Genomic DNA, 26,381 nt, shown 5'->3' with positions numbered 1-26,381 from the left:
GTCTGAATTGATTACGTTGCAAATGGATCAGCTATCAAGAAAAGAAGCATATAAATTATTATCGGGTTCTATTGTTCCACGACCGATTGCGTTTATTACAAGTCTGTCTAAAGACGATGTTGTCAATGCCGCACCATTTAGTTTCTTTAATGTCATCAGCGGACACCCGCCGCTCCTCGCAGTTTCTATCGGACGACGCGAAGGTCAGATGAAAGACACAGCGCAGCATATGATTGACAGAGGAGAATTTGTAGTCCATGTGAGTGATGAAGCGATAATAGAAGATATTAATGAAACAGCTGCTACGCTGCCACAGGATGAGAGTGAGCTGGATCGAACCGGTCTTCATCAAGTAAAGAGTCATGTCGTGTCAGTGCCGGGCATTCAGGAAGCGCGTATTCGCTTTGAATGTCAGCTTGAAAAGCATCTTACCTTTCAAAATGATGAAGGGGAGATCACGGTCGATCATATCATTGGCCGGGTTGTGTGTGCGCATTTAGATGAGGCTGTTTATGATGCGGAAAAAGGATATGTTTCGACTCATGAACTAAAGCCAGTCGCACGTTTAGCGGGAAATGATTATGCCCATTTAGGGACGTCATTTGTGCTGAAAAGACCAGAATGAAATGAAAAGAAGACAAAGGACTAAAGCCCTTTGTCAACCATCTGTACCCCCGAGGGAAGTCGGGGGTTTTGTGTTTATTTTTTCTGTTCTAGTTTCAGTGGAGCTGCGATGTTCTTTTCTACCTTTTTCCCTTTTAAGACGTCGCTTGCAGCGCCGACTGCCAGTTTTCCGATCAGCTCTGGCTGCTGGGCGACTGTGGCAGATAGTTTTCCTGCTTTGATCGAGTTGAGTGCATCTTCGTTTCCGTCAAAGCCAACGACGAGAATGTCTTTTCCAGAGCTTTGAATCGCCTCTAGTGCGCCAAGCGCCATTTCATCATTGTGGGCAAAAACGGCTTTGATGTCAGGGTTTCCTTGAAGGAGGTTTTCCATGACGTTCAACCCTTTTGTCCGGTCGAAGTCAGCCGCTTGTTTTGCTGTCACTTTTAGATCTTTATCTGCTATTTGATGGAATCCTTTTCCGCGCTCACGTGTAGCGGAAGCGCCTGGTACACCTTCTAATTCAGCGACTTTAGCGCCTTTTCCAACCTTGTCGATAATAAAGTTACCTGCCATTTCGCCGCCTTTGACGTTATCTGAGGCAACCAGTGCTTCTACTTTACCGCTTTCAGCTGAACGGTCTAATGTGATGACAGGAATATCTGAAGCATTCGCTGATTCAACAGCAGTTGAGATGGCAGACGAGTCCGCTGGGTTGATAAGCAATGCGTCGACCCTTTGCTGAATTAAATCTTCTACGTCACTTGTTTGTTTCGCTGAATCATTTTGTGCATCTGCAATGACGACTTCGATGCCAAGCTTTTTCGCTTCTTTCGTCACCCCGTTTTTGAGAGAAACGAAGAATGGGTTGTTTAAAGTTGAGATCGAGAGACCGATTTTGATGTCTTTTTTCTTCCCATCTTTTGTTGATTTGGCCCACTCTGGTGGTTCTAGCGAGCAGGCAGAAAGCATGAATAATGAGAGAGTCAGAATGAGAATGAGATATTTTTTCATAGCAGCTGCCTCCTTAAGCAGATTTCTTTCTGTCTAGTAGGACTGCAATCAAGATGACAATCCCTTTCACAACAGATTGATAGAATGATGATACACCAAGTAAGTTCATACCATTGTTCAGGACACCGATGATGAGCACCCCGATCAGTGTGCCGACAATTCGTCCTCTTCCGCCAGACAGGCTTGTCCCGCCAAGTACAACAGCAGCAATCGCATCAAGCTCATAGGACGTACCAGCTGTTGGTTGAGCTGAGTTTAGGCGAGAGGTTAAAATGGCACCTGCTAAAGCAGACATGAAACCTGCCAATGAATAAATCATAATTTTTACGCGTGGTACTTTGATTCCTGAAATGAACGCAGCTTTTTCATTTCCGCCGATGGCATACGTTCTTCTGCCGAAAGGAGTTTTATGAAGAAGCACCCAAAGTACGATAAAGGTGAGAAGCATCGTGATCGCTGGAACAGGAATGCCTAAGAAATACCCGCGGCCGAATAACTGAAAGGCATAGTTAGAACCGAGTCCTGTAATCGGGTTTCCATCTGTATAAACAAGTGTTAACCCTCTGAAAATCGTCATCGTGGCAAGTGTTGCGATAAAAGGAGCCATTTTTCCTTTTGTGATTAAAAGACCGTTGACCATCCCAAGAATAGCGCCGATGATACAGCCAACGATAATAGCTAAAATCGGGTCCATACCAGACACGATAAATCCGGCAGTCAGTGCACTAGAAAGTGCTAAAATGGCACCGACAGACAAATCAATTCCTCCGGTTAAAATAACAAACGTCATACCAAAGGCAATGAGGGCATTAATGGAGATTTGTCTCAGTAAGTTTAAGATGTTTAATGGCTCTAAAAAGGCCGGGTTTAAAATAGAAACAATGGCAACAAGGATGATGAGTCCTAAGAATGGCCCAAGCTTTTGCATGATGTTGTCAAATCGTCCATTTGAAGTAAGTGGTTTCATGTTACTTCCCTCCTGTAGCTAGTGTCATAATTCGTTCTTGTGTTGCGTCTGCTTTATTTAATTCGCCGCTGATGGTTCCTTCATGAATGACAAGCACTCGATCGCTCATCCCTAGAACTTCTGGGAGCTCAGAGGAGACCATTAAAATGGCGACACCTCGATCAGTCAGTTCATTCATTAACTGGTAGATTTCTCGTTTCGCTCCGACGTCGACACCTCTTGTCGGTTCATCTAAAATCAAGACCTTTGGCTGGATGCCGATCCATTTGGCGATGACGACTTTTTGCTGATTTCCACCAGAGAGACTTCGAGCAGAGATTTCAGAGGAAGCCGTTTTAATCGTCAATCTTTTGATGAGCATGTCAACAAAATCCTGTTCGTTTTTCTTATCGATCAGTCCTTTTGGAGAGAAGCTTTCTAAGTTTGGCAGACCAATGTTTTCTCGAATGGATGCATCCAGCATAAGTCCTTCATCTTTGCGATCCTCTGTGATAAAGCCGATGCCAAGCTTGACGGCATCACTTGGTTTTTTAATGATAGCCTTTTTTCCATGAACCCAGATTTCACCTTGATCAAGAGGATCAAGACCAAACAGCGACCGCATCATTTCGGTCCTGCCAGCGCCCATTAAGCCTGCAACACCGACGATTTCTCCAGCTTTAACGGAGAAATTGATATCTTGAAATTGTCCTTTTCTTGTCGCTTGCTTCACCTCAAGGATAGTATCTCCTAGAGAAGGCGTTCTCTCAGGGTATCGATCTGTTAATTCGCGGCCGACCATTTTTTTGACCACCTCATGGAAATTCGTTTCAGGTATGGCTTTCGTATCGACCGTTTTCCCATCGCGCATGATGGTAATCCGGTCACAAATCGCAAAGATTTCCTCCATACGGTGAGAAATATAGACGATGGATACGCCTTCCTTTTTGAGAGATTCAATGACCTGAAAGAGCTTTTCAATCTCACGGTCCGTTAGAGCTGCTGTTGGCTCATCCATGATGATGACCTTCGCTTCCGTCATTAATGCCTTTGCAATCTCAATCATCTGTTTTTGTCCAACAGAGCAGCTGCCTGCCTCTTGATCAAGCGAGAGGTTCACAGACAATCGGTCCAGCTGGCTTTGGGCAAGAACCTTCATTTTCTTTGTGTCTAGCAATCCAAATTTCGTATAGATTTCTTTCCCGATGAATAGGTTTTCCAAGACGGTCATATCTGGCCATATGTTGAGCTCTTGATGAATAAAGGCGATACCGTGTTGTTCCGCTTCCTTCGGATTTTTGAAAGCGATTTCTTTCCCGTCGATATGAATCGTTCCCTGGTCTAATGAATAAAGACCTGTGAGCAGGTTCATTAAAGTTGATTTTCCTGCGCCATTTTCACCCATGAGCGCGTGAACCTCACCTGTGACGAGGTCAAAGGAGACCCCGGAAAGAACGGTGTTTTTTCCAAAGGCCTTATGGATGTTATGCATCTCAATGTTCATATCTGGCTCCTCCTTTTAAAAGATGACACCGGCATGAAGAATGCAGTTTGCGTATGGGGTGGCTTCACCCGTGCGAATGACTGCTTTTGCCTGTTTGGTCATGTCTTTGAACGTCTCGTGGTCTACATCATGTAATGGGTGTGAGAACGCTTTCTTTAGAAATAGATGATCTCGCTCATTGGCTTCTTTGATTTCACTAGCTACAGTAATGTGTTCAACCGCCATTTCTTGAAGAAGGAGGGAGGTGACCTCCTGAAAGGACGGTGTGCCGATTGATAGTGCCAGGTCGATTTTGACTGGACCTTCTGGAATAGGCAGGCCGCAGTCTGCGATGACGATTGTATCTGTATGACCAAGGTCAGCAAGTACCTTGGCGATATGACTGTTTAAGATGCCGTTTTTTTTCATTTTTTTCTCTCCAGTTCTTCTCTTGTTGGCATGCCGCCTTGTGCACCGAACTTGGTGACAGACATTGATGCTGCAAGGTTAGCGAATGCAAGTGCGTCATAGAGAGAGTTGCCTTCTGTTAAGGCGACAGCCAAGGCTCCGTTAAAGGTATCGCCTGCTCCTGTTGTATCAACTGCTTCGACTGGAAATCCTGGGACTAGCACTTCTTTCAATCCGTCAAAATATCGAACCCCATTTTTCCCTTCTGTAATCAGTAATTTGTTAGGGTATTGACGCAAGGCGTCTTCATTTGGGAGTCCATTAAACATGAGAACAGCCTCGTGCTCATTCGGTGTAATATAGGCAGCCTGGTCTAAAACTTGATGCGATACTTTGCGGGCAGGTGCAGGGTTTAAAATCACAGGGATTTCTTTTTCACTGCAAATGGCGCAGACAGCTTCGACCGTTTCTTCAGGTATTTCCTGCTGAATGAGCACTATTCCAATATCATCTATTGTAGAAAGTGCTTCTCTTACATAGTTAGGAGTGACCTCGTCATTTGCCCCTTTGACCACGACAATGCTGTTATCACCTTCTGCTAAAATGATATGAGCCGTGCCGCTTTCCATTTCGGTAACCGGTTTCATATATGAGGTGCGAACCCCTTGATCTTGTAGATTGCTGAGAATATCTTGACCATAAGCGTCATCACCGACTCGGCCGACCATGTATACATCAGCACCGAGTCTGGCACTGGCGACTGCTTGATTGGCGCCTTTTCCGCCTGGGACGGTTTTAAATGATTCGCCTAACACTGTTTCACCGGCATTTGGTCTTTTATTCGAAGTGACGACTAAATCCATTGAACAGCTTCCTACTACGACAATATGACTCATTGTGAATCCACCTTTCTTGTGGTCTCTCGTTCAATAAAAGAGACGGGCATTTGGATAACTGGTTGATCTATAGGTTGTTTCTGAATCGCTTTGATTAACAGCTGTGCCGCTTCTTTTCCCATCTCATAGGCAGGCTGCCTAATCGTCGATAGGGAAGGGAAGAGCAGCTCGCTTTGCGGAATATCATCAAACCCAATGATTTGAACATCCTCTGGAACGGCTTTTCCGATCCGAAGTGCTTCGTGAATGACCGCTGTTGCGACGATGTCGTTACTGGCAATGATGCCATCTGTTTCAGGGTACAGCTGGAAAAGAGCCTTGGCACTCTTACGGGCTTCTTGAAAAGAAAATGAAGCATTAGACATCACATGGAAGTCGACACCCTTTTCGGTCAGTACATCGAGTGCACCCTTGAATCTCTGCCTCGCTGTTTGAAGGTGGGCAGGTCCTTTCAGCAGTGTGATCTGCCGGCTGCCGCGCCTGATTAATTCCATTGCAGCCATTTTCCCGCCAGCTGCAGTATCTGCAGATACAGAAGGTGCATGTGGAACGGTTCGATCTAAGAACACAACCGGCAATTCATCATCATTGTATATATCTGATTCAGGTTCGTTTGTGACAGCGATGACACCGACTACTTGATTTTGTTTAAATGTTTGTAAATAAGCCAATTCCTTTTCTCGATCTTCATCACTGTTTCCGAATAATAACCGAAAACCTTGCGCATGAATCTCATCCTCTACGCCTCTAGCAAGCTGAGGAAAGAAGGGGTTTGTGATATCAGGCAAGATCAAACCGATTAAGCGGGATTCTCTTTTGAAAAGGGATCTAGCCACTTCATTGGGAAAGTAGTTCAGCTCCTGCATCGCTTGTGTCACGCGGATTTTCGTATCTGAATGGACATATCCAGTATCGTTCAATACGCGTGAAACAGTGGCAACAGACACTTGTGCAGCTTTTGCAACATCTTTAATTGTAGCCAATGGAGTGCCTCCCTTCGTGAATGTGTAACCGTTTACACAAATAGATTATCATGAAAGCTTTTAAATGACAATCTTAAAAAAATAAAAAAAGAAAAGAAAGATGACATCTTCCTTTTCTTAACTAATAATCCCTGTTTCTGTAATATTCACTTTGATTTTTGGGATAATTTTTACATTTGGATAATCGGTTTTCCAATTCATTTTTACATACTCATCGTAATGTTGGACTCGATATTTTCTTCCAAGACTTAACACGTCAGAGTTTGATTGCTGTAAGACAGAGATTACTTTTTCTGCTTCCTTTGTGAAAATAGCTGATAATCGTTTGTTTAGTTCATCGATCTTTTTCGTACTATCTAAATTGTCTTTCGGATATTCAATGACAGCTGTGTTGAATTCGAAATCGAGACCAATTGTCACGTTTCGATGATCAGAATTAAGAATACGAATATCTCGTTTTGAGTCAGTGACTTGGATGGTAATGTAGTTATTTCCCTTCAACTTCATATCATTTCTGATTTTTTTAGTGAAATTTGCATATTTTCCGATTTTATTATTCATGAGATTGAGAAGCATGGCATCTTGACCATAAAGCTCGCCTGTTTTTTTCTCATTATCGAATAAAGCCACACCTGCTACTTTGATTAGTTGTTTAGACTGATCAAATAAAATTAAGGGCAGGGTAAAATCTTCGCCAGCCTGGAGCATCTTTGATCGTATGCTTTGAATATTTTCAGCAGTTACCTGTGAACCTCTTGATGCAGTTGTAATGAGATTGTTTAAATAGTCACTGACAATGAGCTGTTCTTTTAGTAGTTTGTTGATCACATCAATAGTTGAACCACCTTTCACAATGGCTAAATTGGCAAGTAAAGGACTTTTCGGATCGCGATAGTACATGTCTAAGTAGGGAAGAAGTTGATTTTGAGAGAATTCATCACTGATCAGTAAAACCCTCATTTTTGACATATCAATCTTTTGGTCAACCATTCGGCGGAAGTCTGTTCCTGCTTTACGTAAAGTGGGAGCATTGGTTGTCAGTACAGTGGTTGAATAAGTACCTGAACTTCCTTGCTGCATACTTTGAGACTGTTGTACTTTCCGGTAGGTAATCGATACTTTTGCGTTATCATCTTCCCCTTGATCAATGGTGGAAGTAAGGACAAGGGAGATGTTTTTTAATAGGTTTTGATCCCAGCAGCCAGGCATCATGGTGAGAGACACGCACATGAGGAGAGTCAGCACATATTTATGACGCATGTGATTTCACCTTCTTTTTGCGTTGTTTGATAAAGATAACGATCGCCATGAATGCTGGAAGTGTGTAAATGAACGAGTACTGAGCAATCGTTGTAAAATCATTGAAACGCTGAATGCGAAAGTTATCGACTGCCAAAAAACAGCTAGACGCATATATCAGAATGGCGAAACAATAAACATACTTTTTGTGATCCTTTTTCTTCAGTAGACTGGAAATGCCATTTGCACAAAAGTACAGATAGTTACTTAATGTGGCAAGAATAACAAACACCCAGAAACTCAGAAAAATTAAATCTGTCCGCTCAATGATACCGAAGGAGATGGTTTTTAATAAGTAAAGGACAGGGTTGGGAATCACATTAAGCTCAATTGGACTAAAAAACATAAAACAAATCAATGTAATAAATAGGTAGTAAAGCGTTGTGCATATATTTGAAATGGTCATGACCTTATAGCGTTCCTTGATGCTGCCCTTCATAAATGGAGAAAGGATCAGAATCATTTCAAATCCATTCATCGATAGGACGACGTCTTTCAGTCCGAGCTGAAATTGAGAAATGTCTGTCTGAAAAAATGGCATCAGATAATCGATATTGGTCCCCTTTAATGAATAAAACATCAGCAAGGAAAGCAAAAGGAGAAATGGAGTTAATATAAAGTTAAACCTGACAATGGCTGTAATTTGCTCCTTCGCAATATAAACAATGGAAGTAATGAGTAATAGATTGATGACCCAGTTTGGCGTCAGCGGCAGAACCCACATACCAATAATTCTTGTGAAAATGGATAAAACGACAATACAGACGGAGGCAAAATACAGTGTATACAGTGCAATCAGTAATTTTCCAATCCATTGTCCAAATACATCAATTAATGCTTGGAAGAATGATGTTTCTGGATATTTATGAATGATGTAAATGAAAATTGTATTAATGATTTGGATAAAAAAACAGGCGACAATGATCGCCATCCACCCATCGTGTCCCATGTCTTTCATCAAAAAGTGGGGAAGCGCTAAAATACCGACACCAATTTGAGATTGAATGAGAAAAAACACAGCTTGAGGTGGAGATATTTTATTTTTCATTTTTCTTTTTCCATCCTCTCAAATGTTCAATTTGTTTTTTCTTTTGCGGATTTAAATAAACAGGGCGATTTTTGTACATCCACATTGGGAGGCGGATTACAGTATCTTTTAAATCCTGCCAGTTAAATGGAGCAACAGGTGATAAGTATGGTACCCCTAGTGATTCAAGGCGGCATAAATTCATGAGAATGATGGATAAACCAAATGAAATGCCTATAAAACCAAACATTGATGCCATGAACATGAGCGGGAAACGCAACATCCTAATGGTGGCCGTCATTTCAAATGATGGGAGGACAAAGGAAGCGACAGCGGTCACGGCGACCACGATGACAAGAACATTTGAGATGAGTCCTGCTTGTACAACGGCATCCCCAATGACCAAACCTCCTACGATCCCAATGGTTTGCCCGATTGGTTTTGGCAGACGCACCCCGGCTTCCCGTATGAGTTCAATAGTAATTTCCATCAGCATGGCTTCGATTAAAGGAGGGAAGGGAATCCCAATAATAGAATTCTTCATGGTCACGGCGAGTTCATCAGGGACCACCTCATAATGAAACCCAATCACCGCAATATAAAAAGATGGCAGTATGACTGCGATGATGCAGGCGAGATAACGCAAAATACGGATAAATGTAGCTGGAATCCAGCGGCTATTATAATCATCTGGTGATTGAAAGAAACTAAAAAAGGTGACAGGAAGAATAATTGCCATAGGGCTCCCGTCCATCAGCACTACAATACGACCTTCAAGAATGGCAGATCTCACCTTATCAGGACGTTCTGTATCAATCAGCTGCGGAAAAATAGAAAATGAATCATCTTCGATCGCCTCAACAATAGAACCAGGACTAATCAGCGTGTCTACTTTAATAGAAGAGATCCGTCTGTTTACCTCTTCTACCTTTTCCTGATTCGCTACATCAGAAATATAAACAATCGCAAGCTTTGTTTCTGATTTTGTACCGACCTTATGGTACTGAATGGCGAGCTTCCGATCATTTAAGTGAGAACGCAGTAAATATATATTCGTATCCAAACTTTCCACAAATCCATCATGAGCACCCGCAATGATGCTTTCTGAAGAAGGCTCAGAAATAGAGCGAAGCGGCGGCTGCCCGACAGCAAATAATTTGATCTGCGAGGAATTTTCATCAAGAAAGGCAATGCTTCCTGCAATAATACTGTCAGTGATCAGAGTCAAGTCGCCTGTTTCAAGCGTACTAAGAGACTTTGTATAATCTTGTTTTCCAGGAGGACCTAACAAGTTACCGATAATAAAGTTGTTCAGTTTGCCTTCATCAATTCTTGTTTTAATAAAAAACAGGACAGATTTCGTTTCATTCACCATTAACTCTCGGTATTCAAAATCGCCGCTTTGCTGAAATGTTTTTTTCAGAATCCGGATTTTTTCCTCGAAGCTGCCTGATAAAAAATGCAACCGTGTTTGCTCATTGCTGTTTGGCATCTTTAGCCTCCTCTCACAGATTTTTTAACCTTAGTGTAAGCGGGGAAGCTGATTTTATTCGTCGCCTTTGGGGAAAGCATGACATGAATTGACAACTTTCAACTAAAATCATATTAAAAATGTTAAGAAATGATGAATCTTGATAAAAACAAATGAATAATGTTTCATTGTGTAGGTCATAAGGAGCGAATATCGTAAAGAGCAGGCATTTCGAAATGATCAATAGTTGACATCTTATCCCAATTTTTTGTGACCCGAAAATAAGCATATGACTTGATTTTTTATGAGGTGACCTTTGTCATAGGTCAACGTGTAGCGTTCTGACCGATGAAGATGACTTTCTAACCTGTTCCTTCAAAAATCGAAAACATTCCAAAACACGCACTATTCATTTAAAGCGCTGATACGACTGATGTTATAGAGTTTAAAGGGCTTTAAAACATTGATTCAAAATACATCTTAACAATTGTCAAAAAATTTAGGGAGAAAAGGACAAAAGATTTTTCGATGCTTGGTGGTAACGCTTACTCTTGATTGAAGCCGAAATTCAGGCTGATTTTTGTCCGTCTTTTGGCCTTTTCATTTAAAGAGGAGCTAGGTCAATCCACCTTCTGATTAGAGGATTTTGGCATACGAGGAAGTGAAAGATTATGTTACATAATACCGATTGTGATTTTATGCTGAACCTATATACTGTTGAGTGAATTTACATATCACACTCATAAAAAAAGGAGATGTAGATAAGCGATGTGGTTAATCGTTATAGCCTGTGTCATCATGTTAGGGATTGGCTTTATTGAAAAGAAGCGTCACCAGAAAAATATCGATGCCCTACCGGTGCGCGTCAATATTAATGGTATTCGCGGAAAGTCTACCGTTACAAGATTGACAACCGGTATCTTAATGGAGGCAGGTTATAAAACTGTCGGCAAAACAACGGGAACAGATGCAAGAATGATTTATTGGGATACGCCAGAGGAGAAACCGATTAAAAGGAAACCGCAAGGACCGAATATCGGTGAGCAGAAGGAAGTTATGAGAGAAACCGTTGAAAGAGGAGCAAATGCCATCGTCAGTGAATGTATGGCTGTAAATCCAGATTACCAAATCATCTTTCAGGAAGAGCTGCTTCAAGCGAATATTGGCGTGATCGTAAACGTTCTTGAAGATCATATGGACGTCATGGGGCCGACACTTGATGAAATAGCAGAAGCCTTTACAGCGACAATTCCTTACAATGGACACTTGGTTATTACGGATAGTGAATATACGGATTTCTTTAAAGAGATTGCGAAAAAACGCAATACAGAAGTCATTGTTGCAGATAATTCCAAGATTTCTGATGAGTATTTACGGAAATTTGAGTACATGGTCTTCCCAGATAATGCCTCACTTGCACTTGGTGTTGCACAGGCATTAGGAATTGATGAAGATACGGCATTCCGAGGAATGTTAAATGCGCCACCTGATCCAGGAGCGATGAGAATTCTTCCATTAATGGATGCGAAAACACCTGGACACTTTGTAAATGGTTTTGCGGCAAATGACGCATCATCTACATTGAACATTTGGAAGCGTGTGAAAGAAATTGGATATCCAACAGATGAACCGATTATTATCATGAATTGCCGTGCGGATCGTGTAGATCGAACGATCCAGTTTGCGGAGGATGTACTTCCTTATATTGAAGCAAGTGATCTCGTCTTAATTGGTGAAACAACAGATCCAATTGTAAAGGCATATGAGGATGGAAAAATTCCGGCTGACCACTTACACAACCTTGAATATCAATCTACAGAAGAAATTATGAACATGCTTGAGAAAAAGCTTCATAATCGAGTGGTTTATGGAGTCGGCAATATTCATGGTGCCGCTGAACCGTTAATCGAAAAAATTCAAGAATACAAAATTAAGCAGCTTGTCAGCTAGGAGGAAATATAGAAAATGTTCGGATCAGATCTTTATATCTCGTTAATTTTAGGTGTTCTACTTAGTTTAATCTTTGCAGAAAAAACAGGAATCGTACCAGCTGGACTTGTTGTCCCAGGTTATCTGGCGCTTGTATTTAACCAGCCAGTCTTCATTTTAGTTGTCTTATCTGTCAGCTTGCTTACGTATGTCATCGTTCGCTTTGGTCTATCGAAATTTATGATTTTATACGGACGCAGAAAGTTTGCTGCGATGCTGATTACAGGGATTGCCTTAAAGCTAGTCTTTGATTTCTTCTATCCAGTGGTCCCATTTGAAATAGCAGAATTCCGCGGAATCGGTATTATCGTTCCTGGATTGATTGCAAATACGATTCAAAAGCAAGGTCTTACGATTACCCTTGGAAGCACGTTACTTCTAAGTGGTGCAACATTTGCCATCATGTATGTTTACTATCTATTTTAAGATAAGGTGTGTCCAATGATGAATAAAAAATTGAGCTTTCAGGAAAAGCTGCTGAAAATCACAAAGAACCAAAAGAAAAAAACGAATAAACATGTACTGATTGCTTTACCGATCGTCATTGCTTGTACATTTCTATTTACGTTTATCGGGCAAGCAAAAGTGCCAACTGTACAAAAGAATCCAGAAAACATCCTGACCGCTTCGTTTGTCGGTGACATTATGTTTGGAAGAAACGTAGAGAAAGTAACAGACCGTTATGGAAAACAGCATCTCTTTCGCTATGCCAAACCATACTTTGATGTGTCAGATTATGTGACTGGTAACTTTGAGCATCCAGTCGCATCAGACCGGGAACAAGCGGCGCAAAAGAATATTCATTTAAAAACAGATGAGGATTCTGTCAAAGCGTTGAAGGATTTGAATTTCTCTGTATTAAACTTTGCGAATAACCATGCGGCAGACTATGGTGAAAAAGGGCTAAACAAAACGATTGATGCCTTTAAACAAGCTGACATGGATTATACAGGCGCAGGCCATAACCTTCAGGATGCGAAGCAGAACATTTCGTATAAAGAAGTAAATGGTGTCAAAATCGCTACACTTGGTTTTACTGATGTGTATGGGAAAGATTTTAAAGCAACGAATCGCCAGGCGGGTATCTTGCCAGCCGATCCATCTATCTTTATTCCGATGATTTCGCAGGCTGCTGAAAAGGCAGATATCGTCGTTGTTCATGCTCACTGGGGACAGGAGTACAACAATGAGGTAAACGATAGACAAAGAGAATTGGCAAGAGCGATGTCTAAGGCTGGTGCTGATATCATTATCGGTGCTCATCCGCACGTTCTTGAGCCAATGGAAGTCTATAACGGCACGGCGATCTTCTATAGCTTAGGAAACTTTATTTTTGACCAAGGCTGGTCAAGAACACGTGATTCTGCACTTGTTCAGTATCATCTGAATGAAGATGGAAAAGCGACATTTGAAGTTGTCCCAATGTACATCAAAGAAGCAACACCTGCTCCGGTTAAAGCAGGATCATTTGAATCAAAATCCATTATCCGTATGCTGACAAATGGTACGAATGCGGATTGGAAAGAAAAAGACGGACACATTTTCTTTGAAGTAGATCACGCTGATAAAGTTAAACACTTAAAAGAAAACGGAGGGAAAGAGAAGAAATGAAATTCCTAAAAGCAAGCTGGCCGTTTGTTGCATTAATTTTAGTCTTTGTCTTTATGTCTGCTTTTAAATTTAGTGACAGCCTCACAGATCATGAAAAACAAAAGATCTCGGTTGAAATGCAGAAAATCGAACAACAAAAACAGTCAAAAACGGAAGCAAGTAAATAACTCTAACGAGCATAGAGGGCACGCATTGCGTGCTCTTTTTTGTCGAAAAAAGGTGTAAAAAGTTAGGTGTCATGCCGAAACTATAGAAGAAAGGAGGGAGAAAGATCATGAAATGGAAAGGAATAGTGATTGCTGGATGCGCGCTCGTAGGGCTGATGTTCATGTCTCAATCAGAAATATCTGCTCAAACAGTGTCTCCTTTGCAGCAAGCGGAAAAGCTGATTGGAACACCTTATCATAAAGGAGGAACCGATCCAAAAACGGGCTTTGACGTATCAGGGTTTACGCAATATGTGTACAAGACATCAGGAGTATTTGATTTGCCGCGGAAGGTAATCGACCAGTATCAGATTGGAAAAAAGGTATCATGGGACAAAGCCCAGCCAGGTGACCTTGTATATTTTCGCAGCCTTGAAGAAACAAAGGATATCCCGACACATGTAGCGTTGTACGCTGGTAACGATCAGGTCATTCACATCACGCTTAGTCAAGGTGTCGTGAAAACAGACGTCAGCAAAAGCAAATACTGGACGGACCGATTTTATGCAGTCAAACGACTTCCCGGCACACCGGCAATCTCGGATAATCGTCTTGTGAAAGATGCGATGAAATATTTAGGTATTCCTTATGTATTTGGTGCAGCAGACCCTAAGATTGGCTTTGATTGTTCAGGCTTTTTACAATATGTATTTGAAAAATCACTAGGGATTTATTTGCCTCGAAGTGCTGAACAGCAGTGGATGGTTGGAGAAAAAGTAGCATTAGATGATATACGTCCTGGGGATTTTGTCTTTTTTTGCAACACATATAAGCCAGGCATTTCTCATGTAGGGATGTATATTGGGGGCGACCGTTTTATTCATGCGAGCCGTTCGGAAAGTGTCACAATTTCTTATTTGTCTGAATCGTATTGGCGCGAAAAATGGACAGGTGCAAAACGATTAACGGAGCTGAAATTAGCAAAAGAAGACCCGATTGTCTCAAGAGCCGCTACGTATATTGGAGAAGTTCCTTATGTCAAAGGTGGGACGAATCCAAAGCAAGGCTTTGACACAGCAGGGTTCACACAGTATGTGTATCGAGAAGTACTTGGTATTGAGCTGCCTCGTTATGCGGCAGGTCAAGTCAAGGCAGGTACGCCTGTGAAACGGTCGGAGCTGAAGCCGGGAGATCTCGTTTTCTTTAGTGGAACGTCATTGATACCGGCCATTTATGCAGGATCAAATCAAGTCATTCATATGACCGTCTCAAATGGTGTCGTGCTTACGAATATGAAAACAAGTACGTACTGGAAGGATAAGTATGAGACGGCAGTTCGAATTAAAAAATAAAGAAAAAGCCCGATCCACGTTCGTATCGGACTTTTAGACTTCTCTCTAGGCGCTGATCAGACAAGCGTCTTTTTTTCGTGGAATTGATTTTGTAAAAGCAGATCAATAAAGTAAGCAACACCGTCTTCATGATTACCTTTTGTAATGTAGGTGCTCTTTTCTTTAATGACATCGACTGCATTCCCCATTGCAATGCGGTGGCCTGCTTCCTCAAACATGGATAGATCGTTGGGGCTGTCGCCGATCGCATAAATATGTGAGCGGTCTACGCCATAATGAGCTGCGAGCTTTTTGAGGGCATGTCCTTTTCCAGACTCTTTTGGAAGAACCTCAATGATATGTTTTCCAGAAGAGGTCAATGAAAGCTCAGGCATTTCCGCGAGGAGATCTCGTGCTTCCTGTAGTTTATTCATATCAAACGAGAAACAGAGTAATTTATAGGTCGCTTCATTCGACTCAAAAATCTGACGAATATCATCCACTGGTTTGATGCCAAATTGTTTGAATTGAGTCATTGCCCCTTCCCATAAATCAGCTACATCTTCATTTGGATTCGCGCTTTTGATCACATCAAATTCTGCTTTCAGCTTCTCTTTTCCATCAAAAGGAGAGAGGAGCGCATCGTCCGTGTAGACCTCAAAGTAAATGTTTCGTTCTACTAATGCCTGAGCCGCTCGTTTTCCTGCTTCTTGGTCAAGTGTGATACGGCTGAAAAGTTCGTAACCTTCTGTATGAACGGTTCCGCCGTTTGCTGCAATAATAGGGATATCCAAATCGCCAAGCAGTTCCTTCACATCAAAAGTCGCCCGCCCTGTACAGATGGTGACAATATATCCCGCTTCCTTCGCGCGGATCAATGCTTCCCTGTTTTGAGCAGATATTTCACTTTTTGTATTTAAAAGTGTACCGTCTAAATCAATCGCAATCATTTTTTTCATCGCTGTCAAATCCTCCTTCATGCATGCAATAGCCTCTTCAAAGTATGTACGATTTCGTTCCTTCTCATGAGCAATACGATGCTTGTTCCTCTCTATCAAGGCTAAACAAAAATGATCGAATGATCAAGGAAATAAGCCAAAGGGGAAAAATCTGCATCATCGTTAGCAAGTAAAAAAGCGCCCCTTAGGGACGCTTTCAGCGTGTAGACAAACCCTCGCATTCGGTGTCAGTCCTGTGCACCGATGCTCACGAATATTAAATTCGCTCCGCTTCTGTGCTCGTCCTTCCTAGAGTTCTATCGCGCTGAAAAGAAGACAAAGAGCTAAAATAAAAACCATTTTAGCCCTTTGTCAACAATCAAAAAGCGCCCTTTGGGGACGCTTTCTGTTTTATGATAATTCAAGCTGCTTCTTCAATTCAGTCTTCACTTCGTTTAGCTGGTTTTGATCCAATTGGTAATAATAAACCCCGTTTGGCTGGTAATCAGAGCCTTTAAGCTGAATGGTATCTACCGATTTCAATGACGTCAGAAGTGGGAAAAGCCCGACTAGCTCTTTCATTGAAAGGTTGGTCGCGACATTATCACCAAGCGTATCAATGATATTGTCATATGACGGAATAGATGTTAACGATTTTGATTTATCAAAAATGGCTTTTAATACTTCCATTTGACGCTGCCCGCGCATTAAATCACTATCTGCTTTTCTAGTTCTCACATATGCGAGAGCTTGATCACCGTCTAGCGTATGAGTTCCTGTTTGAAGCTGTACCTTGCCCTTTGTATCTTTTAGAACCTGTTTGACTACATATTTATCCTTGACGTTAATAGAGACCCCGTTTAGTTCATTGACGATCTCTTTAAATGCTTTGAAATTACTTTGGATCACAAAATCAACCGGAATATCTAGTAAATCTTCGACTGTACTCAAGGTTAAATCTGCACCGCCAAATGCGTGTGCATGTGTAATTTTGTCATAGCCATGCCCTGGAATATTTACATATGAGTCCCTTGGAATGCTTAATAATTTCACGGTTTTATTTGTACGATTGACGGTTGCTAAGACCATCGCATCGCTTCGTGCTTGTTTCACTGTTTCGCCCGGTCTGCTGTCAATACCAAGCAGCAAGACAGAAAAGCTGTCTTTCCCAGGATCGAATGCTTCAATCCGTTTGACAGATTGAGCGCCGCGATCTAAAGATACTTGCGCTTTTTTGGCAGCATTTGTCACTTTATAGTAGGCATAGCCTGTGACAGAAGCGGTTGTTAGTAAAAGAATACCGATGATAAACAGAGTGACTTTCACCCATGGCTTTAAACGCTTTTTCCCTTTGCGTTTAGTTCTTGATTGATCCATATATTTTAAACCCTCGCTATGTTTTTTATAGTAAAGATGTCCTTTTTTTGCTTACAAACTAAAACAAATATACCTTAAAACGGGATATAGTGCGACGTTTTTTTCACTAATGCTTAATTGACGTTTCCTTATCGTAAAAAGTTTCAATGATACGCAAATGAAATATATTTGTCATAAAACATCGAAATGTTTGAAGTGACAGAAAGTGAGGAAAATGATTTTCCATAGAGAAACATCCAGTACATACAGAACAAAAGAGGGGTTATGAACATGAAAAATCGGAATGGATGGCTTTATTTTTTCGGCGCACTCGGCGGCGCCTTATATGGCTATGATACAGGTGTCATTTCTGGCGCCATCTTATTTATGAAAGAGGATTTAGGGTTAAACGCATTTACAGAGGGACTTGTTGTCAGCTCAATTTTAATCGGAGCGATGCTCGGTTCCTCTCTATCTGGAAAGCTGACAGATCAATTTGGGCGGAAAAAAGCCATCATCGCCGCAGCGATTTTATTTATTATTGGCGGATTTGGTACAGCCCTTGCTCCGAATACGGAAGTGATGGTCTTATTCCGGATTGTGCTAGGACTTGCTGTCGGGTGCTCGACCACGATTGTTCCATTATATTTATCTGAACTTGCTCCAAAGGAATCGAGAGGTGCACTGTCCTCATTAAACCAGCTCATGATCACATTGGGTATTCTTCTCGCCTATATTGTGAATTACTCTTTAGCGGATGCAGAGGCATGGCGCCTGATGCTTGGAATTGCGGTCGTGCCTTCTGTGCTTTTATTATGTGGGATTATGTTGATGCCAGAAAGCCCCCGCTGGCTGTTTGTCCATGGACAGGCAGACCGTGCGAAAGAGATATTATCTAAACTCAGAAAGAGTAAGCAAGAAGTTGAAGAAGAAATTTCAGACATTCAACAGGCGGAAAGTGAAGAAAAAGGCGGTTTTAAGGAATTATTTGAGCCATGGGTACGCCCGGCATTAATCGCTGGTGTCGGTCTTGCCTTTTTGCAGCAGTTTATCGGTACCAATACGATTATTTACTATGCACCAAAAACATTCACAAGCGTTGGCTTTGGCAATTCAGCGGCCATTTTAGGAACCGTCGGAATTGGGGCTGTGAATGTTGTCATGACGTTTGTGGCGATTAAAATTATTGACCGTGTAGGGCGTAAAGCTTTGCTCTTATTTGGGAATGCTGGCATGGTCCTTAGTTTAATAGTCCTATCAGTGGTCAATCGATTTTTCGAGGGGTCAACAGCTGCAGGATGGACAACCATTATTTGTTTAGGACTCTTCATCGTCATCTTTGCTGTCAGCTGGGGTCCAGTCGTTTGGGTGATGCTTCCTGAGCTGTTCCCAGTACATGTCCGAGGAATCGGTACGGGCGTCTCTACCTTCCTCCTTCATACAGGGAATTTAATCATCTCGCTTACATTCCCAACTTTACTAAGCGCGATGGGTATCAGTAATCTCTTCCTCATTTATGCGGTCATTGGCGTAGGTGCCTTCTTATTTGTGAAATATATGGTGGCTGAAACGAAAGGGAAAAGTCTTGAAGAAATTGAAGAAGATTTAAAAAAGAGGAACCATGCCGTCACAGGTGAAGAAGGAAAAACGGTGTGAACAATGACCAGCTGCACGCATGCAGCTGGTTTTTCTTAATTAAACAAACGTTTAATTAAGAAAGGACAATCTCTCATCTTCTGAACGTGCTGCATATGACATACATATGGAACAGACGGGAGAAAGGTGGAAATGAGATGAAAGGGAAAACGAGCATTGTCATCCTGACATACAATGAACTGCATTTAACGAAAAAATGTATTGACAGCATTAAGCAGCATACCCGAAGTGACCAATATGAACTCATCATCGTTGATAATGCGTCAACCGACGGGACGAAGGAATATGTGAGAGAGTTGAAAGATGTGATTTTCATAGAAAATGCAGAAAATCGAGGCTTTGCAAAGGGCTGTAATCAAGGAGCGAAAAAAGCGACAGGAGATAGCATTCTTTTTTTAAATAACGATACGATCGTGACGGAAAACTGGCTTTCTCCATTAAAAGAGGCGTTATTTGCATCAGAACGTATTGGGATGGTAGGACCAGTCTCCAATTATGTGAGTGGTCCTCAAATGGTCGAGCCATCGTATACAGATGTGAAGGAGCTCCCAGCTTTTGCAAAGAATTATACGGCTGCGAAAAAAGGTCAGAGAACTTATGTACATCGGCTTGTGGGATTTTGTCTGCTTGTGAAAAGAGAGCTTATTGAAGAGGTGGGTTTATTTGATGAACGGTTCGTGTATGGATCATTTGAGGATGACGACCTTTGTTTGAGATCCTTGCTCAAGGGATATCAGCTGCAAATCGTTCACGATTCATTTGTGCATCATCACGGTCATGCAACCTTTCGAGCGAATCAAGAAACGAACATCTCTACATTGTTTGCAGAGAACAGGCTTCGGTTTTTAGATAAATGGGGCATTGATCTTAATTTGATGACCCCTCATCCGTACTTTGCGGCACTGTTGCCTGAAGATGCTGCATGTGTACTGGATGCGGGATGCGGCGCAGGAGCAACAGGGCTTGAACTAATGAATCGGCAGTCTGTTGACATGTACGGAGTAGAGGCTGATCCATTAAAAGCAGCCATCGCAAAGGCATATTACAAAGAAGTCATCGAGGCAAAAGCAGATGAGTACCCGTGGTTAGAGAAAGAGGCTTTTTTTGATGCGATCATTTTTTCGGATGTTTTAGAGCATGTGTCAGATCCTTGGCACATCATTGAACAAGCGCACGCATCTTTAAAGCCAGGCGGCGTGATCATTTGCTGCCTGCCCAACATGATGCATGCAGAGGTGCTTCTCCCGTTAATGACAGGGGATTTTACGTATCAAGATGTAGGAATTTTAGACCGAGGTCACCTGAGGTTCTTCACACCAAATACAATGCGTGCGCTTTTCCCAGACCATTTGTTTGAACGGGTGATCGAGCAGAGGATCAATGTTCCGATTGATCAAAACGTCCAATTATTTTTTGACGAGGTGGCGAGAGTAGGAGTGTCACTTGGCTTTCAAACAAAAGCGTTGACTGATCAAGTGACTCTATATCAGCTTTTACTTGTCGTGCGTAAAAAAGGCGGCTCCCCTTCGGGATAACCGCCTTTTGCATTACCATTTGAAGCTTTTTGTTGCACCTTCTGCACCAAAGTTCAAGATGCTGACTTTGACATCGTAATCAATGGCTGCTTCTTGGAAGAGCCTATCCCACTCGGTACCATGCCGATCCCAATAGTCAGGATATTTCATACGGAACTGCTTGTTAAACAATATGGGATCAACGCCCACTTCTTTTTGCACATGATGGATCGCTTTTTGAATGCGTTCTTTAATTTTATGAGCAAAGATCCGCTCAAATCGTTTGATATACTGCTCATCGAATGAGTTTTCAGGAGGATATTGATCCTCAGACAATTTTCCATTAGTTTGTACGCTAATTTTAAAGGATACCTTTCCATTTTTCAGATAGGGCTCGACCTTCGTCTTTGCTTTTTTGATTTCATACGTTATCGGATAACCTTTGTAGGTGGCAGGTACAACGCCACCTGAAATTCGGTCCATCACCCAGTTTAAAGATTGGACATCCTTCGCAGGGATGAAACCGATCAGCTTACGTGTTTTTCCGTGAATGATGCCTGCTCCATCATAAATAAGTTCACCGTCTATCGCATCTACACTTTGCACAAGGAAGCTAACGCCCATCTGAAAGTAATCAGACGCCCGGCCAATACGTGTTGGCGGTGCGATCTTTCCGTTAAAGCTTCGATTTTTGGATGTTTCGAAGATATGCTCAACTGGGACCTTTTGCTGTGATTTCAATTTTTGGTTGATGATTTTTGACGCATCTCCTCGTGTCACGAGGAGATAGCTGCTTCGCCGAACCTCATCATCTCGAATAAAATGATTGAGTGTTCCTTGAATATCGTGTTGCTCCGCCTGGGTTTTACCAAACAAAAAGATTTTCAGGTGATCACTATAGATCGGCGGGTCCTTCAAGGCGACATTACTGACAGCCTCCAGCACATTTTTTCCCTTCGAGACAACATTCACATAGCCGGGAGAATCGGCTTCTTGTGTTCCGCCTGTTTTCGGTACAAGGTTTTGGTAGGTCAGCTTAACGCCATCCTCATCTTCCTCATCAATACCAACACCGCGTACAAACGATAGTTTTTCAATATCCTTTAAATCCCAGCATCCCGCTGATAGAAGGAAAAGACAGCAGGACAAAAAGATGAACATTACACGTCTTCCTCTCATGCAGAACGACCTCCCCATTTTTTGCGTATCATCAGCAGAACAGCTGTAATAAAAGGAATGGCTAAAACCGCGAACAATGCGTAGCCGAGTAAAGTAGAGTAGTAAAAGACTTCATTGATATTTCTCGGAAATAAAGAGAGGGCAGAGGTAATCAAAAACAGCAGCCATAGCAGTCTCGTTACATTGGTCGTCTTAAAGACCGTGTGACAGCCTTTAATCGCAAATTGGAAAAAGCCAAGCATACAAATAAACTGCTGGCACGTCCAGATCGTCAGCAAAAAAATGTCAAATCTTTCAATGAAGACCCCTTCAAGTTCTAGTGCTTGAATGAGGGAGACAGTGGGCCAGGTGAGGGATTTCGTTTCTCCAACGGTCATGGAACCAATCACAATAAAGAGCGTGAGAGAGTAGATAAGTGAGGTAATTCCGACCCCGATCGCAGCGGCCCATTTTGCCTTCGACCATTTGTCTTTATAAATGAGTGGTACAACAAACAAAATGACCTCAAAGCCTGTAAATTGAATAAATGTTTGAGAGAACAAATTACTGAAATCTTTAAACCCGTGCGCCATCACTGGGCGTAAGTAATCAAAGTTGAATATTTTCAAACTAAACAGCATGAGCCCAATATAAATAATCATCGTCATCGGATATATGTATGTCACCATTTTTATTATTGGAAAAATACCACTTTTCAAATGATAGATCGCCACGAGAAGAAAAATCATCACAATCACTACCATGGGAGTCGATTCCAGCAGGAAAAATTGGACCACTTCCCCGAGTACACGTGCTTCAAAGCCGACAATGCCTAGTAAATAGGCAATCAGCATTAAATTAAAGAACGTGCCAATGATGGCACCGGCTCCTTTTCTATTTGACTCAAAAATGGTATCCGGCGCATTTTTTTCAGCAATCCATCCTAACAAAAAAGCAATGAAAGCAAAGATGACTCCCTGTATTAATACAATGATCCAGCCATCAGGGAATCCTGAATTGGCAGAACTGCAAGGAATGGTTAAAATTCCAGCGCCTATCATTGTAGAGCTGCACAGAATGGTGACTTGTAACAATGATAGCTTCTCAGCTCTGTACATCGTTTAATCTCCTTGTCTTTTGAGATTTTTTATTTTTGCTGTTTTCGGTCTCGATTTAAATAGCCCAATTGGTAAACGTACGTACGTATCTTTTAAATCTGAAAACGGTGAAGACAAAACAGGTGTGAAATAGTCAAAACCAAAGGTCTTTAATTGCATCAGGTGACAAAGCACAAATAAATAACACATGATTAAGCCATATAACCCCAACATCGCTGAACTGAAAATAGCCATAAACCGCAAGATGCGCAGCGGGAAACTAAAGTCATAGGACGGTGCCGTAAAGTCAGCTAGTGCCGTCAGCGACACAATAATCACCATTAAGGCACTGACGATATTGGCTTGGACAGCCGCCTGACCAATGATAACGCCGCCAATGAGCCCAATTGTCTGCCCGATGGCTCTAGGAAGCCGAAGTCCAGCCTCCCGCAGCAGCTCTATCGTAAAAGACATAAGAATCGCCTCAACAACAGGAGGGAACGGAACATTCTGCCGGCTGCCTGCGATGGTGAGTGCCATTCGTGTTGGTAATAAGCCTGGATGATAAGAGACAAGTGCAATGTAAAGTCCGGGTAAAAAAATCGTGAGCAAAACAGCGATATAACGGAGTAAACGTAAAAGAGTCGCGCTAGTCCATCTCTGATAATAATCTTCAGGTGATTGCATCAAGGCTGTAAAGGTCATCGGTAAAATGAGCGCAAAAGGAGTGCCATCGAGTAAAATTGACACTTTTCCTTCAAGCACAGATGCAATCACCCGGTCAGGACGTTCTGTATTTTGAATCTGCGGGAAAATGGAGATGTGGCTGTCCTCAATTAGCTGTTCAATATAGCCGGTTTCAGGGATGTCATCCATTTTGATTTCGGTCATGCGTGATAAAACATCTTCTACTAATTTAGGGTCAACAATATCACGAACGTACACAAGGGCTGCGGACTTTTTATTGCGAGTACCTACATTCACCTTTTGAATGACAAGGTTTGGGTCATTTGCCCGCTCACGGATTAAAGCCGTATTTTTTTCAAGATTTTCAATAAAGCCGATCCGAGGCCCTCTTACAAGGACTTCCGATTGCGGCTCTTCTACTTCTCTAAATTGAAAAAGGTTCGTTTGGAGCGCAAGTGCTTGAGCCGCGCCATCTACAAATAAAATAGCCCTGCCGTTATATAACTGCTCGATGGCAAGGTTCATATCCTCGAGCACGTCATTTTGGATGCCAAAGAATGTTTTAGACAGGGCTGGAAGTGTACTAGAATCAACCTCGGTGATATCCAGTTCCTTTTGCATGGGTGAAATGATTTGTTTGGAAAGCATCTCAAATTCTGTGAGTCCTTCAACGTACATGAGACATGCAGAGATAGCAGAAGGGCCAAATGAAAATGAGTGGAACACGATATCATCACTTTTCCCGGCAAAGCTTTTGACGCGCTTGATGACGGACGCTATATCTTGTTCAATACGACTTTTCATAATACCTCACCCTCATGTCATGTTTTTTATAGAGTGACTCGGATGGTGGAGAATTATGCAAATGGAAAAAAGAGAATCCCTGCAAATAGGAATTCTCTCGTCTGTTTATCTCGCAAGCCAACCGCCATCAACCGCTAAAATATGACCGTTCATATAATCAGAGGCTGGTGAGCTAAGGAAAACAGCCGCACCGGCTAGATCCTCAGGCTTTCCCCAGCGCCCGGCAGGAATTCGTTTGAGAATCTCTTCATTTCGATTCTCATCGTCCCGAATGGCTTGCGTGTTATTGGTCGCAATGTAACCAGGAGCGATCGCATTCACTTGTATATGCTGGTTCGCCCATTCGTTTGCAAAAGCCTTCGTCAGCCCTGCGACTGCGTGTTTACTTGCTGTATAAGCGGGGACAAAGACACCGCCTTGAAACGATAGAAGGGAGGCGATATTGACAATTTTCCCTTGCCTATTTTTCAGCATCTGCCGCCCAACCCTTTGGGTGAGGAAAAAGAGACTATTGATATTCACATCCATGACCGTATGCCAATCTTCCTCCGAATAATGAGCGGCCTGCTCTCTTTTAATGGTGCCAGCATTATTGATTAAAATATCGATCGTATGCTTTTGTAACATGGCATCGACAGCCTGCTTTGCAGTTTGAGGGTCGGAAAAGTCAACCTGAACCGCATGAAACGAGCGGCCCGCCTGTTCGACTAGCACTTTCGTTTCCTCAAGCGGTGTGTGGTGGTATGTGCCGATAATATCTGCGCCTGACCTGGCAAGCGCCACAGCAATGCCCTGCCCAATGCCGGTTCCAGGACCTGTCACAAGGGCTGTTTTGCCTTCAAGAGAAAAGAGGGACGCTACATAGGATGCTGTCGTCATCACATTACCTCAGCTGGTCCATTGGGACAAAGTCCATATCTTTAAACGTATAGTTCTCGCCCGCCATCGCCCAAATAAATGAATAATTCGCTGTACCCGAGCCTGAATGAATGGACCAGGCAGGAGAAATGACCGCTTCCTCATTGGCCACAACGAGGTGTCTTGTTTCAGATGGCTCCCCCATAAAATGAAAGACACGAGCATCTTCTTCGATATCAAGATATAAGTACACTTCCATACGCCGATCATGAATATGAGCGGGCATCGTATTCCACGTGTTATTGGTTTCCAGCTGAGTGATTCCCATCATGAGCTGACAGCTTTGGATACCGTTTGCGTGGATGACTTGATACAGGTTTCGTACGTTTGAAGCAGACGCTTCCCCTAAGTGATTCGGTGTTAATTCAGCGATGGCTGCTTTTTGCGTAGGGTACGCTTGATGAGCTGTGGCTGATACAAGATAGAACTTGGCTCCCTCGCCTGATGAACTAGCAAACTGTACATCTTCGTGTCCAAGCCCAATATATAAGAAATCTTTGTGTTCCAGTACAAAGGCTTCACCATCAACAGTGACTGTTCCTTGACCGCCGACATTTACAATGCCGATTTCTCGTCTTTCAAGGAAATATTCCGTACGTAGAAAGTCGCCCGCATCTAATTTGAGCGGCTCTTTAGATGGCATGACTCCGCCAATCACCACGCGGTCCTCATGTGAATAGTAAAGCTTTAATTCACCGCTGACGAATAGTGTAGGAATATGAAAATGACGACGAAGTTCCTCTGTTGTAAAACGTTTGACCTGCTCAGGGTGTACAGCATAACGATTTTCCATTTGAAATAAGCCTCCCTTTCCATCTGAAACAAAGTATGGGTATTTTATTTGGTATCGGTTTCAAGGAAAATTTTAGAGGAAAAAGAGCGTGCCGTCAACCGTTATTTTGAAATCGCTTTCTTTTTGTTTATTTAAATGGTTTTTTGTCATCTTCAATCAAAAAAATCTTCTGGAATTCAAGAAATTATGATATGCTCTTTTTAAGTTATTTGAAATCGGTTTCGAAACAAATGAGAAGACATTGATTGTGGGA

Annotated in this window: 24 protein-coding genes; 8 read left to right on the top strand and 16 right to left on the bottom strand. The window is 42.2% G+C overall.

The window, feature by feature from the left end:
- The first annotated feature begins 22 nt into the window (after window positions 1-22).
- Complete coding sequence (locus tag MHI33_RS19345; RefSeq protein ID WP_050782684.1) at window positions 23-625, top strand: flavin reductase family protein; 603 nt, start codon at window positions 23-25, stop codon at window positions 623-625.
- A gap of 74 nt (window positions 626-699) precedes the next feature.
- On the opposite strand, the gene rbsB is transcribed toward MHI33_RS19345, so the two are convergent.
- The 9 genes from rbsB to MHI33_RS19300 form a co-directional block, all read right to left on the bottom strand.
- Window positions 700-1,617 (bottom strand): ribose ABC transporter substrate-binding protein RbsB, encoded by a 918-nt coding sequence (gene rbsB / locus MHI33_RS19340; protein WP_340913231.1) that lies wholly within the window; start codon window positions 1,615-1,617, stop codon window positions 700-702.
- 13 nt (window positions 1,618-1,630) lie between these two features.
- On the bottom strand, window positions 1,631-2,584 hold the full coding sequence (gene rbsC, locus MHI33_RS19335) for a ribose ABC transporter permease RbsC (RefSeq protein ID WP_044140093.1): 954 nt from the start codon (window positions 2,582-2,584) through the stop codon (window positions 1,631-1,633).
- A 1-nt stretch (window position 2,585) separates the two neighbouring features.
- Complete coding sequence (locus MHI33_RS19330; protein ID WP_340913228.1) at window positions 2,586-4,067, bottom strand: sugar ABC transporter ATP-binding protein; 1,482 nt, start codon at window positions 4,065-4,067, stop codon at window positions 2,586-2,588.
- A 15-nt stretch (window positions 4,068-4,082) separates the two neighbouring features.
- Entirely contained in the window at window positions 4,083-4,475 is a 393-nt protein-coding gene (gene rbsD, locus MHI33_RS19325) for a D-ribose pyranase (protein ID WP_065097896.1), read from the bottom strand.
- Entirely contained in the window at window positions 4,472-5,350 is an 879-nt protein-coding gene (gene rbsK / locus MHI33_RS19320) for a ribokinase (RefSeq protein ID WP_065097897.1), read from the bottom strand. Before rbsK ends, rbsD begins: the two co-directional genes overlap by 4 nt.
- Window positions 5,347-6,333, bottom strand: coding sequence for a LacI family DNA-binding transcriptional regulator (locus MHI33_RS19315; protein WP_044140089.1), 987 nt, complete (start codon window positions 6,331-6,333; stop codon window positions 5,347-5,349). The genes rbsK and MHI33_RS19315 overlap by 4 nt, the downstream gene beginning before the upstream one ends.
- Window positions 6,334-6,450: 117 nt before the next feature.
- A complete protein-coding gene (locus MHI33_RS19310) occupies window positions 6,451-7,593 on the bottom strand; it encodes a Ger(x)C family spore germination protein (protein ID WP_340913223.1) in 1,143 nt (380 codons plus the stop codon).
- Window positions 7,583-8,680, bottom strand: a complete 1,098-nt coding sequence (locus MHI33_RS19305; protein WP_065097899.1) for a GerAB/ArcD/ProY family transporter — start codon at window positions 8,678-8,680, stop codon at window positions 7,583-7,585. The genes MHI33_RS19310 and MHI33_RS19305 overlap by 11 nt, the downstream gene beginning before the upstream one ends.
- Entirely contained in the window at window positions 8,670-10,151 is a 1,482-nt protein-coding gene (locus MHI33_RS19300; RefSeq protein ID WP_065097900.1) for a spore germination protein, read from the bottom strand. The genes MHI33_RS19305 and MHI33_RS19300 overlap by 11 nt, the downstream gene beginning before the upstream one ends.
- Before the next feature lie 747 nt (window positions 10,152-10,898).
- Between MHI33_RS19300 and pgsB the strand changes: the two genes are divergently transcribed.
- The 5 genes from pgsB (at window position 10,899) to MHI33_RS19275 (ending at window position 15,228) form a co-directional block, all read left to right on the top strand.
- Window positions 10,899-12,080, top strand: a complete 1,182-nt coding sequence (gene pgsB / locus MHI33_RS19295; protein ID WP_012011489.1) for a poly-gamma-glutamate synthase PgsB — start codon at window positions 10,899-10,901, stop codon at window positions 12,078-12,080.
- Between the two features lie 15 nt (window positions 12,081-12,095).
- Entirely contained in the window at window positions 12,096-12,545 is a 450-nt protein-coding gene (pgsC, locus tag MHI33_RS19290) for a poly-gamma-glutamate biosynthesis protein PgsC (protein ID WP_012011488.1), read from the top strand.
- Between the two features lie 18 nt (window positions 12,546-12,563).
- Window positions 12,564-13,730 carry a CapA family protein gene (locus MHI33_RS19285; RefSeq protein ID WP_044140085.1) on the top strand — a complete coding sequence of 389 codons (1,167 nt, stop codon included), beginning with the start codon at window positions 12,564-12,566 and terminating at the stop codon, window positions 13,728-13,730.
- Window positions 13,727-13,897, top strand: coding sequence for a hypothetical protein (locus tag MHI33_RS19280; protein ID WP_003213661.1), 171 nt, complete (start codon window positions 13,727-13,729; stop codon window positions 13,895-13,897). The genes MHI33_RS19285 and MHI33_RS19280 overlap by 4 nt, the downstream gene beginning before the upstream one ends.
- A gap of 107 nt (window positions 13,898-14,004) precedes the next feature.
- Complete coding sequence (locus MHI33_RS19275; protein WP_340913218.1) at window positions 14,005-15,228, top strand: C40 family peptidase; 1,224 nt, start codon at window positions 14,005-14,007, stop codon at window positions 15,226-15,228.
- Window positions 15,229-15,284: 56 nt separating this feature from the next.
- Here the strand turns inward: MHI33_RS19275 and MHI33_RS19270 are convergent, their stop codons facing one another.
- Window positions 15,285-16,166, bottom strand: coding sequence for a Cof-type HAD-IIB family hydrolase (locus MHI33_RS19270; RefSeq protein ID WP_185847322.1), 882 nt, complete (start codon window positions 16,164-16,166; stop codon window positions 15,285-15,287).
- A gap of 390 nt (window positions 16,167-16,556) precedes the next feature.
- A complete protein-coding gene (locus MHI33_RS19265; protein ID WP_268484672.1) occupies window positions 16,557-17,522 on the bottom strand; it encodes an LCP family protein in 966 nt (321 codons plus the stop codon).
- A gap of 270 nt (window positions 17,523-17,792) precedes the next feature.
- On the opposite strand from MHI33_RS19265, the gene MHI33_RS19260 reads away from it, so the two are divergent.
- Window positions 17,793-19,157: a sugar porter family MFS transporter gene (locus tag MHI33_RS19260; RefSeq protein WP_278176838.1), complete on the top strand. Its 1,365-nt coding sequence runs from the start codon at window positions 17,793-17,795 to the stop codon at window positions 19,155-19,157.
- Between the two features lie 137 nt (window positions 19,158-19,294).
- Window positions 19,295-20,692: a bifunctional glycosyltransferase family 2 protein/class I SAM-dependent methyltransferase gene (locus tag MHI33_RS19255; protein ID WP_065097904.1), complete on the top strand. Its 1,398-nt coding sequence runs from the start codon at window positions 19,295-19,297 to the stop codon at window positions 20,690-20,692.
- Window positions 20,693-20,704: 12 nt separating this feature from the next.
- Here MHI33_RS19255 and MHI33_RS19250 read toward each other — a convergent pair whose 3' ends face one another.
- The 5 genes from MHI33_RS19250 to kduI all read right to left on the bottom strand — a co-directional run bounded on the left by MHI33_RS19250 (window position 20,705) and on the right by kduI (window position 26,128).
- The gene (locus MHI33_RS19250) at window positions 20,705-21,850 is read right to left on the bottom strand and encodes a Ger(x)C family spore germination protein (RefSeq protein WP_065097905.1); all 1,146 of its coding nucleotides are present in this window, start codon (window positions 21,848-21,850) and stop codon (window positions 20,705-20,707) included.
- The gene (locus MHI33_RS19245) at window positions 21,847-22,947 is read right to left on the bottom strand and encodes a GerAB/ArcD/ProY family transporter (RefSeq protein ID WP_340913207.1); all 1,101 of its coding nucleotides are present in this window, start codon (window positions 22,945-22,947) and stop codon (window positions 21,847-21,849) included. The genes MHI33_RS19250 and MHI33_RS19245 overlap by 4 nt, the downstream gene beginning before the upstream one ends.
- 3 nt (window positions 22,948-22,950) lie before the next feature.
- A complete protein-coding gene (locus MHI33_RS19240; protein WP_065097907.1) occupies window positions 22,951-24,417 on the bottom strand; it encodes a spore germination protein in 1,467 nt (488 codons plus the stop codon).
- A 105-nt stretch (window positions 24,418-24,522) separates the two neighbouring features.
- Entirely contained in the window at window positions 24,523-25,296 is a 774-nt protein-coding gene (kduD, locus tag MHI33_RS19235; RefSeq protein ID WP_065097908.1) for a 2-dehydro-3-deoxy-D-gluconate 5-dehydrogenase KduD, read from the bottom strand.
- A gap of 4 nt (window positions 25,297-25,300) precedes the next feature.
- Complete coding sequence (gene kduI / locus MHI33_RS19230) at window positions 25,301-26,128, bottom strand: 5-dehydro-4-deoxy-D-glucuronate isomerase (protein ID WP_044140076.1); 828 nt, start codon at window positions 26,126-26,128, stop codon at window positions 25,301-25,303.
- Window positions 26,129-26,381: the final 253 nt, after the last annotated feature.

The organism is Bacillus sp. FSL K6-2971 (assembly GCF_038006405.1).
GTDB lineage: Bacteria > Bacillota > Bacilli > Bacillales > Bacillaceae > Bacillus > Bacillus pumilus.
The sequence above is the reverse complement of the archived record's forward strand: the minus strand, read 5'-3'. Positions and strand labels throughout refer to the sequence as shown.